Genomic DNA, 15,683 nt, shown 5'->3' on the forward strand with positions numbered 1-15,683 from the left:
CCCGCGCGGGGCCGTCCGACGAAATCGGGGGAGAGCACGGTCACGCGAAGTCAGCTCATCCGTTCGTCCTCCGCAGCAACGCGACGAGCTGACGCGCTCGCGGTTCGTCGAACTCAGCGAGGACAGCGATCGCCTCCTGCTCGGTCGCGGCGGCTTGTTCCGGCCGTTCGGACTCCCTCAGCGCCAGTGTCAGGTTGGTGAGTGCGTGCGCGAGCAGCCACCGGTCACCGGTCTCGTGGAAGGCGGTCACGGCGGTCCGGTGGAACTTCTCCGCCTCTTCGGGCCTGCCCAGTTCCCGGTACGCCTCGCCCGTACCGTCCAGCGCCTGTGCCTCCCTGTTCCGGTCACCGAGCCGCCGCTGCGCCACCGCGGACCGCTGGTAGGAGAGCAGCGACTCGGCCACGTCTCCCCTGGCCCGTTGGATCCGGCCCCACTCGATCAGCCAGTACGCCTCGCCGACGGCGTGGCGTTCCTCCTCGGCTATCGCGAGCGCTCGTCCGACCAGCTCCGCCGCCACGTCGAGGTCGCCGTTCTCCCGCCGTGCCCTGGCCAGGCAGAACAACGCGTTGCCCTCGTAGGCGCGATCACCGATCTCCTGGTAGGTCAGCACGGAACGGCTGAGGCTGTCGATCGCGGTCTCGAGCTCCGTGAGGTCGTACCTGACACCACCGAGGTTCGTCATCGCCAGTGCCTGCCAGCGGCGGTCAGCGAGCTCGTGAGCGATCTCCAGGCACTGCTGGAAGCGATCGACGGCGGAGGTGAGCCTGCGGCGGCGCCATTCGAGCAACCCGAGCGCGTTGACCGACACCATCTCCCCGTACCGGTCGCCGACCTCCGCGCGGAGCGCCCGTGCCCTCGCGTGGCACTCCTCGGCGTGATCCAGTCGCTGTGACTGGAGGTAGGCCTTGCCGAGGCTGTCGAGCACCTCGCCCTGTGCCGCCAGGTCACCGATCCGTTCCGCAGCCTCCAGCCCGGCTGAGCTGGTCTCGATCCAGTCCTCGAACGGGTTTTGGTGGACGTAAATGCTGCGCAACAGCACCGGCAGCCGCCACGCGATGTCGTCCCGGCCGGCCGAGGTGGCGGTGCGGACGGCGGCGACGAGGTTCGCCCTTTCGCTTTCGTACCACTCGAACGCCTCTGCCCGGTCCTCGAAGTGCCACGGCGTCGTGTTGGCGGGCAACGGCGTCAGGACGACACGCCGTTCGAATGGCGCGATGACCGCAGTCGCGTTCGACAACGTGTGCAGGTACCAGCTCAGTCCTCGGTCCACGGCGTCCCTCCGCGCGGCGGCGTTCTCGTGCTGAAGTGCTTGCTGCGCCGCGTAGATCCGCAACAGGTCGTGGAACTGGAACCGGTTCGGCGCGTGTTGTTCGAGCATGTGCGCACCGATCAGCGCGTCGAGCAGCTTCCTGGTCTCCGACAGGCCGAGACCGCCGAGCGCTGCCGCCGCGGTGACGCAGAACTCCGCACCGGGGTGCAGGCCGAGCAGCCGGAACAACCGCGCCGCGGCCGCGGGCAAAGTGCGGTAGGACCAGGCGAAGACGGTCCTCACGGCATCCGACTCGTCGTCGTGGTCGGCGGTGAGTGCGTCCCACAACCCCGATTCGTCCCGCAGGTCGTCGATCAGCTCGCGCAGCATCATCAAGGGACGGCTCGACGCTCGTTCGGCGGCGATGCGCAACGCGAGCGGCAACCGTGCGCACAGCCGGGCCAGCTCGACCAGGTCGGCCGTGTCGTCGTCGTCCCGGTAGCCGGCGGTGACCGTGCGCAGCAGCCGGACCGCCTCGTCCTCGGTGAGCATGTCGAGCACGAGCCGCCGGGCACCGTCCCTCGCCACCAGGCCGGAGAAGCGGTTCCTGCTGGTGACCAGGACCAGACAGGTCGAACTGCCGGGCAGCAACGGCCGCACCTGGCCGGGGCTCGCCGCGTTGTCGAGGATCACGAGCACACGCCGGTCGGCGAGCAGGGAACGGAACAACGCCGACCGGTCTTCCAACGCGACGGGAATTCCGGTGGCCGGTACGCCCAGCACCCGCAGGAACTGGTGCAGCGCCTGCTCCGCCGTCACCGGGGCGCCGGGGTCGTAGCCGCGGAGGTTGACGTAGAGCTGACCGTCCGGGAAGCGGTGCCGGACGCTGTGCGCCCAGTGCAACGCCAGTGACGTCTTCCCGACCCCCGCCGTCCCGGTGATCAGGTAGACGGCCACCGGCTCCTCGCCGGCCTGCTCCAGCACCTCGTTGAGCCGGGCGAGCTCGTGCAGCCGGTTCACGAACCCGCTCGTGCCGCCGGGCAGCTGGTTCGGTCGTGGCAACCGCTGCCCTTGTTCGCGCGCACCGTGGAAGTGGATGCCGCCTTCGACGTCTCTCGCCTGCACCACGTCGAAGGCGGATCCGGACACCTCGGCACTGCTCCGAGACCGGTCGTCCGGCCGCATCACCGGCTCCTGAGCGGTGGTCCCAACGACTCGACCTCACGCGTGAAGTACGTGCTGATCGGTTCTGCCTTCTCGTACAGCCGCTTGATGAACTCGCGGCAGCGGACCACCGGAGAAGTGCCCGTGTACAGCACCCCGCCCCGGAGACGTCCGTTCTCGTCGTAGAGGATCTCGTACATCACGTCATCGCCCAAGGTGACGAGTTCGGGCAGCGGGTTCTTTTCCTCGAACCGCGCGATCTCCCGCACGGGGAGGATTCGCGTGTGGCCACCGAGCTGGTCCCTGGCGAGGAGCAGGTGCAACTCCCACCGCAGGTAGTCCGTCAGCGGATGTTCAACTATTCGCACCCGGGATGTTTCGAAACCCGCGTTCGCGATCTTCGCGTAGTGCGTGCGCAGGGCCGGCCCGCGTTCTTCGAGGAGAGCGAGCGACCGGTCCCAGTCCCCCTCGTCGAACGCGTTCCAGCTGTCGTTCCCCGGTTCCTCGAAGTGCTGCAGCCGTTCGAGCTTCCAGAAGCCGGACCGGCCGCTCCTCCAGAAGCGCCGCTCGAAGTCTTCCCGGTACTCGTCCCTGGGCAGCAGCTTGCCTTCCGCACCACCGAACAGTTCACGCATCGGGGATGTCCGCCTTCGCCGCCATCACCATTCCGCGCGGCAGCACCACGAGTCGCTCGCCGGCGCCGACGCTGACGCCGTCCGGCAAGCGCCCCGCGTACTGCGGCGTGAGGTCGCGGCCGATCACCGCGACGTCGCCGTTGTCGAGCTCCCAGATGTCGGGGCATTCGCCCTCGCCGCTGGTGGCGGGGTCACCGGACCCACCACCGCTTCCCGGTTCCTGAGGTGCGATTCCCAAGCGCCTGGAAAAGTCGGCAGCGGGATTCGGTTGCCATACCTTTGTGGACATGGTGACCATGTCCTTTCTCCCCAAACGGACAGGAATTCGAGAGTAGCATCGGCTGTTCGGGAATCAGGAATTGATTCCTACTTCTTTCGCGTGAATCTCAACGGCAAACGGCCCGCCACCAAGGTGACGGGCCGTTCCCACGATCAACCGCTACGGATAGCTGACGACGTTCACCGGCACGGTCCCCGGCGGCGTCACCGCCCCCACCTCGTTCACCACGTGCGTGATGGTCCCCTGGTAGTTCAGCGACACGGTCAGCAGGTTGTGCAGCCGCACACCGGACTGGTTGGGCACCTCGAACGCGTGATGCGCCCGCACGGACGGGTTGACGTTGAAGAAGCAGTAGCTCCCCAGCCCCCACGCCTCGTGCGAGGTCACGTTGTCGCCGACCTTGTAGGCCGCGTACCCGGCCAGCCCGTTCGGCGCCATCCACGTGGCCTGGTTCGGCACGTCGTACGGCATCTCGTTCTGGAAGAAGATGGTCCGGCCGCCCTGCCCGTTCCACATCACCTGGTACTTCTGGTAGTGCTCCACGAACAACCCGGTCGCGAGCACGTTGTTGCCGTTCACCACGACACCGGTGTCACCGACCGCCTCGGTCCACCCCCACGTCCCGGCGTTGCCGTGGTCGGCGCGCCAGGCCCAGGTGTGGTCGATGATCGTGTTGTGGCTGTTGACGACCAGGCTGTTGGTCGCCTTGCCCGCGATGGCGCCGCCGACGCGGAAGAACACGTCCTGCAACGTCGTCGGGTTCGAGGCGTGCGAGGCCGACGAGCCGGACGGGCCGACGGTCAGCAGCGCGTTGGAACGCGTGGTGCCCGCGTCGAACAGGATGCCCTTGATGCGCACGCCGTCGACGTCGGCGACCTGCATGGCGTTGACGCCGTTCACCGGCACGATGGTCGCGTAGCCGATGCCGAGCACGACCGTGTTCGGGCGCGTGATCTGCAGCGTCTGGTTGACGTTGTAGATGCCGGGCGTGAAGAAGAGGTTGCAACCCTGGGCCAGCGCCGCGTTGATCGTCGAGGCGGTGTCACCCGACTTCACGACGTAGAACTGGCTCATCGGCAACGACGTGCCCGGCGTGCCGCCGTTGATCCACGACGCACCGGAGGCGTTGGTGCGCAACGAAGGCAAGAACACCCGGTACGCGCCGTTCTCGAAGTACAGATACGGCACGTCGCGCGAGACCGGCGTGGTCGCCAGGTTCGTCGTCGGCGGGTTCGGGAACGTGGTCGCCGGCGCGCCGGGCGTTCCGGAGAACACCATGTTCCACACGCCGCCGTTCCAACTGCCGTAGTTGGAATCGCGCGTGTACCACTGCTGCTGCGACACCGACGCCGTCTGGCCGGACACCCGCGTGTCGGCCGTGTAGCCGCCGGAGGCGAAGCCGTAGGAGGCCGGGTACAGCGCCAGGTTGCCGCGGACGTCCATGCGGCGGAACGGCGCGGCCTGCGCGACGGCCCAGCGGTTGGTGCCATTGCTGGGGTTGACGGCCATGTTCTCCGCCGAACGCCAGAAGTTCTGCAGCGCCACGCCCTTGTCAGACTCGTTGAACGCGTCCACGGTGATGTCGCCGTTGATGACCACGTCACCGGGGTTGCGCCCGAGACCCGCGACGGACGTGTAGTAGCCCACGTCGTCATGGATGTTGTACGTGCCCGGCTTGAACAGGTGCGCGACCCGCCGTGGCGCCATCTGCGCCGTCAGCGTGTCCTTTTGCATGGTGAAGTCCGCGTCCAGCTGCGTCTGGATGGAGGCGGCCGACATGCCCGGGTCGAAGATCCGCGTGTTCGGACCGAAGTTCGGCGTGTTGGACTGCACGCAACCCTGCTGCGTGCCGATGGTGTAGGTGGCGCTGCCCACCGACGAGTTCGCGAGGCCGGACTTGAAGGCGACCGCGTTGACCGTCCGCGACGAGGGCACGGAGATCGGCCCGCTGTACAGCGGCGAGGACGCCGTGGGCGTCGAACCGTCCACTGTGTACCGGATCGTCGCGCCGGAGGTCGCGGTGGAGATCGTCACCGTCTGCGCCGACGTGTACGCACCGCCCGGCGGGCTGAACGTGGGGGTGGCGACAGGTGCCTGCGTGGTGCCGTGCGTGTAGGTGAAGTGCGGCGTGTCGTACTGGGGGCCGCTCTTCTCGTAGGTGAACCAGTACTCGACCACCGTGCCCGCCGACAACGAGCCGACGGTCTTCTGCCACGTCCCGGCGTTGTTCGTCATCCGGAAGTTCTGCTGCGGCGTGTTGGTGATCAGGTAGTGCACGTCCACGTACAGAGCGGGGGTCGTCGGCGTGAAGTTGATCCTCGCCTCGGACGTGCTCACGGACGTCACGTTCTGCGTGTAGTCCTCCGCCGCCGAAGCGGGGGCGGACGCGGCTAATGAAGCCAGCACAACGGCGACGGCGGCGAAGCCGGCCTGCAATCTCGTCTTTGAGAGCGCTCTCACACCGCATGACGGTAAACGCCGCAGGTCCGCGGGACAAGCGCCGTTTCCACCCGAACGGGTCCGTACCTTGAACCGGTTTCAAGCAATAGCGTTGGAGGGCATGACCTACTCCACCGCGTACAGCCGGGACCTGGGGGACGAGCTGCGGCTCATCCGGGAGACCAGCACGTCACTCCACGGCCGCGCCATGGCGGTTCAGCTCGGCTGGGACCCCAGCAAGGTCTCCAACCTCGAACACGGCAAGGCCCGTGCGAGCGCGGGCGACATCATCCAGTACCTCAGCGTGTGCGGCAAGAACCTGGACTACATCGACGCGTTCCAGGCCCGGTACCGGCACGCCTTCGACCCCTACCTCGCGCAGATGCCGGAAAACCTGCGCACCCTGATGATGGCCGAGGCGATGGCCACGAAGATCACCTGGGTCGAGACCACCACAGCTCCCGGACTCGTCCAGACCGCTGAATACGCCGATGCGTTGTACCGCAAAGCAGGGCTAGTCGCGCCGGAGAAGATCGCGGCGTGCGTCCAGTGCCGCATGGACCGGCAATCCATTCTGCTTCGTCCCCGCCGACCAGACATTCGGATCTACGTCCTCGAACGTGCCCTTCAGACCTACGTCGGCGACAACAAGATCATGGAGGAGCAGTACCTCCGCATGCTCTTCCACACGCACGTCCTGCGGATCGTTCCTGACGATTCGATCATCCTGACGGCGGGCTGTGCACTGCTGGAGTTCGAGAAGGCGCACTCGGTCGCCTACACCGACAGTGAACTCGCACAGGTCTTTGCACAAGACAGCGCTGCGGTCGGGCAGGTCACTAGGCTGTTCCAGCGACTGGATGCGCTCGCCTTGGATCAGGAACAATCGAAGCGCAAGCTGATGGAGTACATCAGCCGACTTCGAGGGGACTCCAATGGCGCAGGAACGGATCTGGCGTAAGAGCAGCTACAGCACTGGCGGCGAGGCCAGTGCGTGCGTCGAGGTGTCGCTGACCCGGGACGTGCTCGTGCGGGACTCGAAGAACGTGAGCGGCGACGTGCTCACGTTCTCGGCCCCCGCCTGGCAGTCGCTGCTCACGTACCTCGGTTCTCGTTGAGGTAGTTGTAGATCGTGTAGCGGGTGACCCCCAGCACGCTCGCCAGGTGGTCGACCGAGTCGCGGATCAGGAAGAACCCCGCCTCGTCCAGCACCCGCACGACCTGCGACTTGTGCACCTTCTTCATCAGCTCGACCGGCACGCCGACGTCGGCGACGGCCTTCTCGACCAGCACCCGTTGGAGCGTGTCCACGTCCTGCGGGAACGACTCGACCGGTCCCGACGCCTCGTGCGCGGCGAGCTTGTTGACGCACAGGCACCCCACGGCGACACCGGACGCGTCGCGCACGAAGGTGGTCGAGGACCAGATCGCGCGGCCGTCCGGTGCATAGGTCTCGTAGCCGGGCATGTCGGTGGTGGTGCCGCGCCGGACCAGGCCCAGCAGCAGGTCCGTCATCGGCCCGCCGACCTGCCGTCCGGTGAGCGAGCCGGCGATCGCGATGATCGAGTTCGGCAGGCGGGACAGGTCGTGCACCACGACCTCGGTGTCCGGTCCCAGCGCCGAGGCGAGGCTGTCGACCGTCGGTACCAGCGCCGACAGCGCGGCCGGCATGGTCGGCACCGACGAGCCGGACAACGACCTCAGCGCTGCCCGGACGCGTTCCAGGGTGCCTCGGGTGGTCGTGGCGTGCGGCGACAGCCGGACGTGCTCCGGGCGGACGGTGGCGGTCACGCCGAGGGCCTTCAGCGCCTCCCCCACGACCGGTGCGGCCTCGGCCATCGTGAACGCGAGGATCCCGGCGCGGCGGTCGCGGGCGGAGACGATCTCGCCGCCGCACGACAGCACGACCTCCTCCAGCTCCGCGACCAGGTCGCCGACCGCGGCGTCCAGCTCCGCCACGCCCGCCAGCTCGACCAGCTCCAGGGCCTCCGCGAACGCGCCGGAGACGACCGGGGAGAGGTTGGTGACGTTCCACGCGGCGGCGTCGGGGGCGGCGGCGTGAACCGAGTCGTCGAACAGGCCCGCGTCCACCGCGCCGGTCCAACCCGACAGCACGGGTTGGAGCCGTTCCAACGCCCGGTCGGACAGCACCACGAACCCGGTGCTCCACCCCGCCCGCAGCCACTTCTGGCCGCCGACGACCAGGACGTCGGCGAGCTCCCACGGTTCGTCCACCACGCCGAAGCCCTGGATGCCGTCCACGATCAGCAGCCGGTCGCCGACGGCCTCGCGCAACGCCGCCAGGTCCGCGCGGTAGCCGGTGCGGAAGTCCACAGCGGACACCGAGAGCGCGGAAACCTGTGGTGTCAGGCTTCCGGACACCGACGCGGCGGTCACCGGGCCGTCCAGCACGACCGACGGCAGGCCCGCGCGCACCCACGGGTAGGTGTTGGCGGGGAACTCCGCCGCGGAGTACATGACCGTGCCGGACAGGCCGAACGCCGCCTGGAACAGCCCGGTCGAGGTGTTGGGCACGAGCGCCACGTGGTCGGTGTCGGTGCGGCACAACCGCGCGGCGGCGGCCTTGACGCGTTGCTCCTCGCGCATCAGCGTGTCCACTGTGGAGGGACCGGCGAGCGACGCCTGCTCCATCAGCCGGGCCGTGGCCGCCACCACCGGGAGCGACGGCGGGCCGAAGCGGGCGAAGTCGAGGTACCCCTCCGGTTCGCGGAACTGGGCGAGGTACGCGGAGTTGGTCACCTAGAGCACCTTTGCGAGGAACTGCCGCGTGCGCGGCTGCTGCGGGTTGTCGAGCACGTCGGCGGGCGTGCCGGACTCGACGACGGCGCCGTCGACGAGGAACACCACGCGGTCGGCGACCGAACGCGCGAAGCCGATCTCGTGGGTGACGACGATCATCGTCATGCCGTCGCGGGCCAGTCCGGTCATCACGTCGAGCACCTCGCCGACGAGCTCAGGGTCGAGTGCCGATGTGGGCTCGTCGAACAGCATCAGCTTGGGTTTCATCGCCAGCGCGCGGGCGATCGCAACACGTTGCTGCTGCCCGCCCGACAGCTGCGCGGGGTAGGCACCGGCCTTCTCCGCGAGCCCGACGCGTTCCAGCAGGTCACGTGCCTCCTTGACCGCGGTGGCCCGGTCGACGCCGAGCACCTGCACGGGGCCCTCGAAGACGTTCTCCAGCGCCGTGCGGTGCGGGAAGAGGTTGAACCGCTGGAACACCATGCCGACGTCGCGGCGCTGGCGGGCGACGTCACGTTCCTTCAGCTCGTACAGCTTGCCGTTCGCCGCGCGGAACCCGACCGGCACGCCGTCGACCCGGATCCGTCCGGCGTCGATGGTCTCCAGGTGGTTGACGCAGCGCAGGAACGTCGACTTGCCCGCACCGGACGGCCCGAGCAGGCAGACCACCTCCCCGCGCTCGACCTGCATGTCGATGCCCTTGAGCACCTCGGTGTGCCCGAACGACTTGCGGACACCGACCGCCTCAACGAGGGCCATACGCACGCTCCAGGTAGTGCTGCCCGACCGACGCCAGCGACACCATCACCAGGTACCAGGCCGCGGCGGCGAACAGGGTCTCCATGATCTCCAGGTTGCGCGAGGCAATGTTGTTCGCGGCGTGGATGAGCTCCAGGAACGCGATCACCGACGCCATCGACGTGCCCTTGATCATGTTGATGAAGTTGTTGCCGGTCGGCGGGATGATCACCCGCATCGCCTGCGGCAGCACGACCCTGCGCAGCGTCACCGCCGGCGTCATGCCGATCGACTTGGCCGCCTCGGTCTGGCCGGGGTCCACACTGGACAGCCCGGCGCGGACGATCTCGGCCATGTAGGCGCTCTCGTTGAGCCCCAGCCCCAGCAACGCGGCCACGAACGCGGTCATGACGACGTTCGTCGGCACGCTGAACAGCATCGGCACGCTGATGTTCTGGAAGACCAGCGCGAGGTTGAACCAGATCAGGATCTGCAACAGCACCGGCAACCCGCGGAACAGCCAGATGTAGCCGACGGCGAACCAGCGGGCGACCGGGTTGGCCGACAGCCGCATCAGGGCGATCACCACGCCCAGCACGACCGCGCCACCCTGTGCCGCGATGGCGAGCACGATCGTGTTGAGCAGCCCTTCGAGCATGACGGGGTGCGCGAAGAACCCCGGCACGTCCTCCCACTGGATCTGCGCCTCCGCCATCGCCCAGCCGAGCCCGGCGAGGACGACGAGGATGACCGCCGCGCTGACCCACCGCCACGGGTGGCTCAGCGGGACAACGACCAGTTCGCGTTCCTCGGCCTCACTTGCCATTGATCGCGGCCTTGCTGATCGCACCCTGCTTGATGTCCCAGTTGCCGAGGATCTTGGCGTACGTGCCGTCGTCGATCAGCGCCTGCAACGCACCCTTGAGTGCCTCGCTGAGCTTGGCGTTCTGCTTGTTGACGCCGATGCCGTACGGCCCGCCGTTGATCGGGGCGAGCTCGACGACCTCGAAGAACTTGCCGTCACCCGCGGTCTTGGCGATGTAGACGGCGGTCGGCAGGTCGTTGAGGATCGCGGCGACGCGCCCGGTGCGCAGCTGGTTCTGGTTGCCGGTGTCGCTGTCGGTGACGCTGAGCTGCACCTCGGGCTTGCCCTGGCCGAGGCACTTCTGGCTCTGCTCCTTGGCGAACGTCTCCTGCGAGCTGCCGAGGTTGACCGCCACCCCCTTGCCGCACAGGTCGTCGGGCCCCTTGACCCCCTGCGGGTTGCCCTTCTGCACCATGATCGTGATGCCGGACGTGAAGTAGTCCACGAAGTCGATCTTCTGCTGCCGCTCGGCGGTGTCGTTCATCGCCGCCATAGTGACGTCGACCCGACCGGTCTCCAAACTGGTGATCAGCGAGCTGAACGCCATGTCGCTGTGCTCGGCCTTCAACCCGACCTTGGCGGCCATCGCGTTGATCAGGTCGACCTCGGACCCCTGCGGCGTCTTGCCGTCTTCCTTGTAGAAGTTGTTCGGCGGGTTCTGGATGTTCGACCCGACCCGCAGCTTGCCCGTCTGCGCGATCGCGGCCGGCACCAGCGCGGCGAGCGCGTCGTCCTTCTTGACCTGCGACAGGTCCGACGACGGCGGGGTGGACGTCTGCGTGGTGTCAGACGTGCCGCCACACGCGGTGAGCGTGGCGACGAGCAGCGTGGTCAGGAGGAGGCGGGGCTTCATGGCCGGGAACCGTACAACGCTGAGTTGAAGACGTCTACAAAAAGTTGAAAACCCGCCGCTTCGCAGGTCACGCGGGGCCGCCGCACACCGCACAGGGGAACGTGAGGCCCCCGCGTGACCCGAAAGGGGACGCAGGGGCCCCGCGTGGCCGTGAGAGGCGGGGAATTCCGGAGGCCGTGGGATCGTTGAACCGGGAAGCCAACTACGAGGAGGACCACATGGCGACGGTCGAGCTGACCACGGACAACTTCGACGAGGTGGTCGGCGGTTCCGACATCGTCCTGGTCGACTTCTGGGCCGAGTGGTGCGGGCCGTGCCGTGCGTTCGCGCCGACGTTCGAGGCGGCGTCGCAGAAGCACGAGGACCTGGTCTTCGGCAAGGTCGACACCGAGGCGCAGCAGGAGCTGGCGGCGACGTTCGGGATCCGGTCGATCCCGACGCTCATGATCGTGCGCGAGGGTGTCGTGCTGTTCGCCCAGCCGGGGGCGCTGCCGGGCAACGCGCTGGACGACCTGATCGAGCAGGCGCGCGCGGTGGACATGGACGAGGTCCACGCCAAGGTGAAGCAGGCCCAGCAGCAGGGCTGAGAGCCACATCGGTGATTCACGCGGGGCTGCTCCGGGTAGCCGACCAGCATGAACACCGACACGTCGACCGCACAGCTGGTCAGCCAGCTGTCTGAGCAGGTGAGCAGGCTCGCGCGCGATGAGATTCGCCTCGCGGTCGCCGAGCTCAAGGAGAAGGGCAAACACGCCGGTGTCGGCGCCGGGATGTTCGGCGCGGCCGGCGTGTTCGCGTGGTGGGGCGGGCTGAGCGTCGTCGCCGGCGTGATCCTCGCCCTGTCGCTGGTGCTGCCCGGCTGGGCGGCCGCCTTCATCGTTGCCGCGGGGCTCCTGCTGATCGCCGGTGTCATGGCGCTCGTGGGGCGCTCGCAGGTCAAGCAGGCCACTCCCCCGGTGCCGCGCCAGGCCGTGGAGAACGTGCAGCGCGACATCGCCACGATCAAGGAGAGTGCGCACCGGTGACCGATCCCAAAGAGGAGCTGCAGCGCGACGTCGAACGCACCCGGCGTGAGCTCGGTGAGACCGTGGAGGCGTTGGCGCACAAGGTGGACGTGCCGGGTCGCGTGAAGGAGCAGGCGCACGAGACGGTCGTCAGGATGACCGCCGCGACCGACCAGGCCGTGGCGTCGCTGCCGGAGCCGGTGGCGCAGCAGGTGCAGAAGGCGCGTCAGCACCCGCTGGCGATCGGGGCGGTGCTGATGGCACTCGTGCTCCTGATCTGGAAACTCTCCAGGAGGAACGGATGAAGCTGCTGTACCGCCCGTTGGGCATGCTGCTCGGCGCGCTGGGCGGCATGGCCGCCACGGCGATCTTCGGGCAGATCTGGAAGGTCGTCGCCGGGGACAAGGAGGCCCCCAGCGCGACCATGCGCGACCGTCGCTGGCGTGAGGTGCTGCTGGCCGCCGCCCTGCAGGGAGCGATCTTCGGCCTGGTCAAGGCCGCGATCGACCGCGGTGGCGCCGTCGGGTTCCAGAAGGCCACCGGCAAGTGGCCCGGCGACGAGGAAGACTGAGCCGACTCACCACGAGCCGGTCCGCGACCACCGGCGGGCCGGCTCTTCGCGGTCCTGCGGGAGCTTGAACCCTCAACTACCCTGGCGAGCATGCCACAGCCAGAGGGTGCCGAGCTGGACGCGATCAGGGCCAAGCGCGACGAGCTGCGCGAACGACACGTGCGGCCGTTGGCCGAGCGCGGCGGGTCGCCGACCCGCGGGGTCCACCACATCGCGCTGATCTGCCGCGATGTCGAGGAGACCATCCGCTTCTACCAGGAGTTCCTCGGCTTCCCGCTGGTGGAGCTCGTGGAGAACCGCGACTACCGCGGCTCCAGCCACTTCTTCTTCGACCTCGGCAGCAAGAACCTGCTGGGGTTCTTCGACTTCCCCGGTCACGACCACCCGCCGTTCTCCGAGACGATCGGTGCCGTGCAGCACCTCGCGCTGTCCATCTCGCCGGAGCGGTTCGACGAGATCAAGGCCAAGCTGGACGAGGGCGGCGTCGAGTACCTGGGGCCCGACCGCGGCGTCGAGGACAGCCTGTACATCCGCGACCCCAACGGTGTAGGGATTGAGTTCTACCGGGAAGAGCTCGGGAAGTTCGAAGGCTCGACGTTGGTCAACTAAGGAGTCGAAGCGTGGCGCAAGAGGTCAAGGGCATCGTCGCCCGGGGCAAAGGACAACCGGTCGAACTGACCTCGGTGCTGGTGCCCGACCCCGGACCCGGCGAGGCCGTGGTGAAGGTGCAGGCCTGCGGGGTCTGCCACACCGACCTGCACTACCGCGAGGGCGGCATCAACGACGACTTCCCGTTCCTGCTGGGACACGAGGCGGCGGGTGTCGTCGAGTCCGTCGGCGAGGGCGTCACCGACCTGGCGCCGGGCGACTTCGTGGTGCTGAACTGGCGTGCGGTGTGCGGCACGTGCCGTGCCTGCAGGCGTGGCAAGCCGTGGTACTGCTTCTCGACGTTCAACGCCTCGCAGCCGATGACGCTGACGGACGGCACGAAGCTGTCGCCGGCCCTCGGCATCGGCGCGTTCGCGGAGAAGACGCTGGTCCACTCCGGACAGTGCACAAAGGTCGATCCGTCGGCGCGTGCGGCTGCCGTGGGCCTGCTGGGCTGCGGCGTGATGGCCGGTGTGGGCGCGGCGGTGAACACCGGTGGTGTCACGCGCGGCGACTCGGTGGCCGTGATCGGCTGCGGTGGTGTCGGTGACGGCGCGATCGCGGGCGCTCGCCTCGCGGGTGCGGCGAAGATCATCGCGGTGGACACCGACCCGCGGAAGCTGGAGTGGGCCAAGGGTTTCGGTGCCACGCACACGATCAACGCCCGCGAGGTCGACGACGTGGTGACCGCGATCCAGGACCTGACCGACTCGTTCGGCGCGGACGTGGTGATCGACGCGGTCGGCCGCCCGGAGACGTGGAAGCAGGCGTTCTACGCCCGCGACCTGGCCGGCACCGTGGTCCTGGTGGGTGTTCCGACGCCGGACATGCGGCTGGAGATGCCGCTGATCGACTTCTTCGCGCGCGGCGGGTCACTGAAGTCCTCGTGGTACGGCGACTGCCTGCCCACGCGCGACTTCCCGATGCTGGTCGACCTGTACCAGCAGGGCCGGTTCGACCTCGACGCGTTCGTCACCGAGGAGATCGCGCTGGACGGCGTGGAGGGCGCGTTCGAGAAGATGCACCACGGCGACGTGCTGCGATCGGTCGTGGTCTTCTGATGGCGCTGCGGGTCGACCACATCGTCACGTCCGGGACGTTCTCGCTGGACGGCGAGACGTTCGACGTCGACAACAACGTCTGGGTGATCGGCGACGACTCCGAGTGCGTCGTGATCGACGCACCGCACGACGTGGACGCGATCCTCAAGCTCGTGAACGGGCGCCGCGTCGTCGCGATCCTGCTGACGCACGCGCACGACGACCACGTGCGGGTCGCGCCGGACCTCGCGCACGCCACGGGTGCTCCGCTGGCGCTGCACCAGGCCGACCGGATCGTGTGGGAGCTGACGCACACGGGCGTCATCCCGCACCAGGCGCTGGAGGACGGCCAGGTGCTCACGGTGGCCGGCGAGGAGGTCCACGTGCTGCACACGCCGGGCCACTCGCCCGGTGCGGTGTGCTTCCACGTGCCGTCGCTCGGCGCGGTGTTCACCGGCGACACGCTGTTCCAGGGCGGGCCGGGCGCGACCGGGCGGTCGTTCTCGGACCGGCCGACGATCGAGCGGTCGATCAGGGAGAAGCTGCTGGCGCTGCCCGGCGAGACGGTGGTGCACACGGGCCACGGCCCGGACACCACGATCGACGCCGAACGCTTCTGACCTCGGCGGCGTGCACCGCTAGAACCGCGGGGGCCGCTTCTCCAGGAACGCCGACACGCCTTCCGCGTAGTCGGCGCTGGAGGCGGCCTCCGCGTACAGCGCCCGCACGGCGTCGTCCTCGTGGCCGCCGTCGCTGATCGCGTTGACGATCTTCTTCGCACCCCGCACGCTCACCCGCGCCCGCGCGGCGATCTGCTGCGACAGCTCCTCCACGCGGGTGTCGAGGTCCGTGACGACCTCGTTGACGAGCCCGATCCGCAACGCCGTCGGCGCGTCGATCAGGTCGGCGGAGAACAGGATCTGCTTCGCCCACGCCGGGCCGACCACGTCGACGAGCTGCTTCGTGGACGTGAAGTTGTAGACGATGCCCAGCTTCGCGGGGGTGATCCCGAACCGCGCGCCGGTGGCCGCCACCCGGAGGTCACAGTCGAGAGCGATCTCACAGCCGCCGCCCACGCAGAAACCGGAAATCGCGGCAATGGTGGGCTTCTCCAGCCCGACAATGGCACGCTCACCGTTGTGGACGGCTTCCCCGTAGTGCGCGGCACCCTCCGCACCCCGCCGCAGGGTCGAGAACTCCGCGATGTCCGCGCCGGCCGAGAAGTGCTCGCCACCCCGGATGACCAGCACGCGGACGCTGTCGTCGGCGGACACGCGGGCCATCAGGCCGGGCAGCGCCGACCACATCTCGTAGCTCATCGCGTTGCGCTTGGCCGGGCGGTTGATCGTCAGCGTGGCGACCGGTCCGGCCGAGGACAGCTCGAGGAAATCACTCACGCGCCGCACGATACAGCGCTGGTTCCGGCGAACGGCCTGG

The 15,683-nt window shown here is 68.4% G+C and carries 18 protein-coding genes; 9 read left to right on the forward strand and 9 right to left on the reverse strand.

Annotated elements, in window-relative coordinates:
- Positions 1–55: 55 nt before the first annotated feature.
- The 4 genes from ADL03_RS28045 to ADL03_RS28060 all read right to left on the reverse strand — a co-directional run bounded on the left by ADL03_RS28045 (position 56) and on the right by ADL03_RS28060 (position 5,788).
- Entirely contained in the window at positions 56–2,398 is a 2,343-nt protein-coding gene (locus ADL03_RS28045) for a tetratricopeptide repeat protein (protein ID WP_197288707.1), read from the reverse strand.
- A 35-nt stretch (positions 2,399–2,433) separates the two neighbouring features.
- Positions 2,434–3,048, reverse strand: coding sequence for a DUF6879 family protein (locus tag ADL03_RS28050; protein ID WP_053736562.1), 615 nt, complete (start codon positions 3,046–3,048; stop codon positions 2,434–2,436).
- Entirely contained in the window at positions 3,041–3,346 is a 306-nt protein-coding gene (locus ADL03_RS28055) for a hypothetical protein (RefSeq protein WP_197288708.1), read from the reverse strand. Before ADL03_RS28055 ends, ADL03_RS28050 begins: the two co-directional genes overlap by 8 nt.
- Before the next feature lie 141 nt (positions 3,347–3,487).
- On the reverse strand, positions 3,488–5,788 hold the full coding sequence (locus ADL03_RS28060; RefSeq protein ID WP_053736563.1) for a chitobiase/beta-hexosaminidase C-terminal domain-containing protein: 2,301 nt from the start codon (positions 5,786–5,788) through the stop codon (positions 3,488–3,490).
- A 100-nt stretch (positions 5,789–5,888) separates the two neighbouring features.
- Here ADL03_RS28060 and ADL03_RS28065 point away from each other — a divergent pair, with 100 nt between their 5' ends.
- Positions 5,889–6,728, forward strand: coding sequence for a helix-turn-helix transcriptional regulator (locus ADL03_RS28065; protein ID WP_157529394.1), 840 nt, complete (start codon positions 5,889–5,891; stop codon positions 6,726–6,728).
- Positions 6,703–6,885, forward strand: coding sequence for a DUF397 domain-containing protein (locus ADL03_RS28070; protein WP_053736565.1), 183 nt, complete (start codon positions 6,703–6,705; stop codon positions 6,883–6,885). The genes ADL03_RS28065 and ADL03_RS28070 overlap by 26 nt, the downstream gene beginning before the upstream one ends.
- Here the strand turns inward: ADL03_RS28070 and ADL03_RS28075 are convergent.
- From ADL03_RS28075 to ADL03_RS28090, 4 genes are read right to left on the reverse strand one after another with little or no spacing between them, the layout of a single operon-like run.
- Positions 6,863–8,527: an aminotransferase class V-fold PLP-dependent enzyme gene (locus ADL03_RS28075; RefSeq protein ID WP_053736566.1), complete on the reverse strand. Its 1,665-nt coding sequence runs from the start codon at positions 8,525–8,527 to the stop codon at positions 6,863–6,865. The two genes, ADL03_RS28070 and ADL03_RS28075, sit on opposite strands and share 23 nt — an antisense overlap.
- Positions 8,528–9,286, reverse strand: coding sequence for an amino acid ABC transporter ATP-binding protein (locus ADL03_RS28080; protein WP_053736567.1), 759 nt, complete (start codon positions 9,284–9,286; stop codon positions 8,528–8,530). It lies immediately after the preceding gene.
- Positions 9,273–10,091 (reverse strand): amino acid ABC transporter permease, encoded by an 819-nt coding sequence (locus ADL03_RS28085; RefSeq protein ID WP_053736568.1) that lies wholly within the window; start codon positions 10,089–10,091, stop codon positions 9,273–9,275. The genes ADL03_RS28080 and ADL03_RS28085 overlap by 14 nt, the downstream gene beginning before the upstream one ends.
- Positions 10,081–10,983: an ABC transporter substrate-binding protein gene (locus ADL03_RS28090; protein ID WP_053736569.1), complete on the reverse strand. Its 903-nt coding sequence runs from the start codon at positions 10,981–10,983 to the stop codon at positions 10,081–10,083. Before ADL03_RS28090 ends, ADL03_RS28085 begins: the two co-directional genes overlap by 11 nt.
- A 218-nt stretch (positions 10,984–11,201) precedes the next feature.
- On the opposite strand from ADL03_RS28090, the gene trxA reads away from it, so the two are divergent.
- The 7 genes from trxA (at position 11,202) to ADL03_RS28125 (ending at position 14,866) form a co-directional block, all read left to right on the forward strand.
- Entirely contained in the window at positions 11,202–11,570 is a 369-nt protein-coding gene (gene trxA, locus ADL03_RS28095; RefSeq protein WP_053736772.1) for a thioredoxin, read from the forward strand.
- A gap of 48 nt (positions 11,571–11,618) precedes the next feature.
- Positions 11,619–12,008, forward strand: coding sequence for a phage holin family protein (locus ADL03_RS28100; RefSeq protein ID WP_053736570.1), 390 nt, complete (start codon positions 11,619–11,621; stop codon positions 12,006–12,008).
- On the forward strand, positions 12,005–12,292 hold the full coding sequence (locus ADL03_RS28105; RefSeq protein WP_053736571.1) for a DUF3618 domain-containing protein: 288 nt from the start codon (positions 12,005–12,007) through the stop codon (positions 12,290–12,292). Before ADL03_RS28100 ends, ADL03_RS28105 begins: the two co-directional genes overlap by 4 nt.
- Entirely contained in the window at positions 12,289–12,558 is a 270-nt protein-coding gene (locus tag ADL03_RS28110; RefSeq protein WP_053736572.1) for a DUF4235 domain-containing protein, read from the forward strand. The genes ADL03_RS28105 and ADL03_RS28110 overlap by 4 nt, the downstream gene beginning before the upstream one ends.
- 90 nt (positions 12,559–12,648) lie before the next feature.
- Positions 12,649–13,167, forward strand: a complete 519-nt coding sequence (locus tag ADL03_RS28115) for a VOC family protein (protein ID WP_053736573.1) — start codon at positions 12,649–12,651, stop codon at positions 13,165–13,167.
- Between the two features lie 11 nt (positions 13,168–13,178).
- Complete coding sequence (locus ADL03_RS28120; RefSeq protein ID WP_053736574.1) at positions 13,179–14,267, forward strand: S-(hydroxymethyl)mycothiol dehydrogenase; 1,089 nt, start codon at positions 13,179–13,181, stop codon at positions 14,265–14,267.
- A complete protein-coding gene (locus tag ADL03_RS28125; RefSeq protein ID WP_053736575.1) occupies positions 14,267–14,866 on the forward strand; it encodes an MBL fold metallo-hydrolase in 600 nt (199 codons plus the stop codon). The genes ADL03_RS28120 and ADL03_RS28125 overlap by 1 nt, the downstream gene beginning before the upstream one ends.
- Before the next feature lie 18 nt (positions 14,867–14,884).
- On the opposite strand, the gene ADL03_RS28130 is transcribed toward ADL03_RS28125, so the two are convergent.
- Positions 14,885–15,643 (reverse strand): enoyl-CoA hydratase/isomerase family protein, encoded by a 759-nt coding sequence (locus tag ADL03_RS28130; RefSeq protein ID WP_053736773.1) that lies wholly within the window; start codon positions 15,641–15,643, stop codon positions 14,885–14,887.
- Between the last annotated feature and the right edge of the window lie 40 nt (positions 15,644–15,683).

Origin of the sequence: Nocardia sp. NRRL S-836 (assembly GCF_001279525.1) — a bacterium.
Lineage (GTDB): Bacteria > Actinomycetota > Actinomycetes > Mycobacteriales > Pseudonocardiaceae > Lentzea.

What these genes read in the sequence shown, in the direction of transcription:
- ADL03_RS28050 (WP_053736562.1), bottom strand. Translation starts at nt 3,048, where the DNA reads ATGCGTGAACTGTTCGGTGGTGCGGAAGGCAAGCTGCTGCCCAGGGAC.
- ADL03_RS28055 (WP_197288708.1), bottom strand. Translation starts at nt 3,346, where the DNA reads ATGGTCACCATGTCCACAAAGGTATGGCAACCGAATCCCGCTGCCGAC.
- ADL03_RS28065 (WP_157529394.1), top strand. Translation starts at nt 5,889, where the DNA reads ATGACCTACTCCACCGCGTACAGCCGGGACCTGGGGGACGAGCTGCGG.
- ADL03_RS28070 (WP_053736565.1), top strand. Translation starts at nt 6,703, where the DNA reads ATGGCGCAGGAACGGATCTGGCGTAAGAGCAGCTACAGCACTGGCGGC.
- ADL03_RS28080 (WP_053736567.1), bottom strand. Translation starts at nt 9,286, where the DNA reads ATGGCCCTCGTTGAGGCGGTCGGTGTCCGCAAGTCGTTCGGGCACACC.
- ADL03_RS28085 (WP_053736568.1), bottom strand. Translation starts at nt 10,091, where the DNA reads ATGGCAAGTGAGGCCGAGGAACGCGAACTGGTCGTTGTCCCGCTGAGC.
- ADL03_RS28090 (WP_053736569.1), bottom strand. Translation starts at nt 10,983, where the DNA reads ATGAAGCCCCGCCTCCTCCTGACCACGCTGCTCGTCGCCACGCTCACC.
- trxA (WP_053736772.1), top strand. Translation starts at nt 11,202, where the DNA reads ATGGCGACGGTCGAGCTGACCACGGACAACTTCGACGAGGTGGTCGGC.
- ADL03_RS28100 (WP_053736570.1), top strand. Translation starts at nt 11,619, where the DNA reads ATGAACACCGACACGTCGACCGCACAGCTGGTCAGCCAGCTGTCTGAG.
- ADL03_RS28110 (WP_053736572.1), top strand. Translation starts at nt 12,289, where the DNA reads ATGAAGCTGCTGTACCGCCCGTTGGGCATGCTGCTCGGCGCGCTGGGC.
- ADL03_RS28115 (WP_053736573.1), top strand. Translation starts at nt 12,649, where the DNA reads ATGCCACAGCCAGAGGGTGCCGAGCTGGACGCGATCAGGGCCAAGCGC.
- ADL03_RS28125 (WP_053736575.1), top strand. Translation starts at nt 14,267, where the DNA reads ATGGCGCTGCGGGTCGACCACATCGTCACGTCCGGGACGTTCTCGCTG.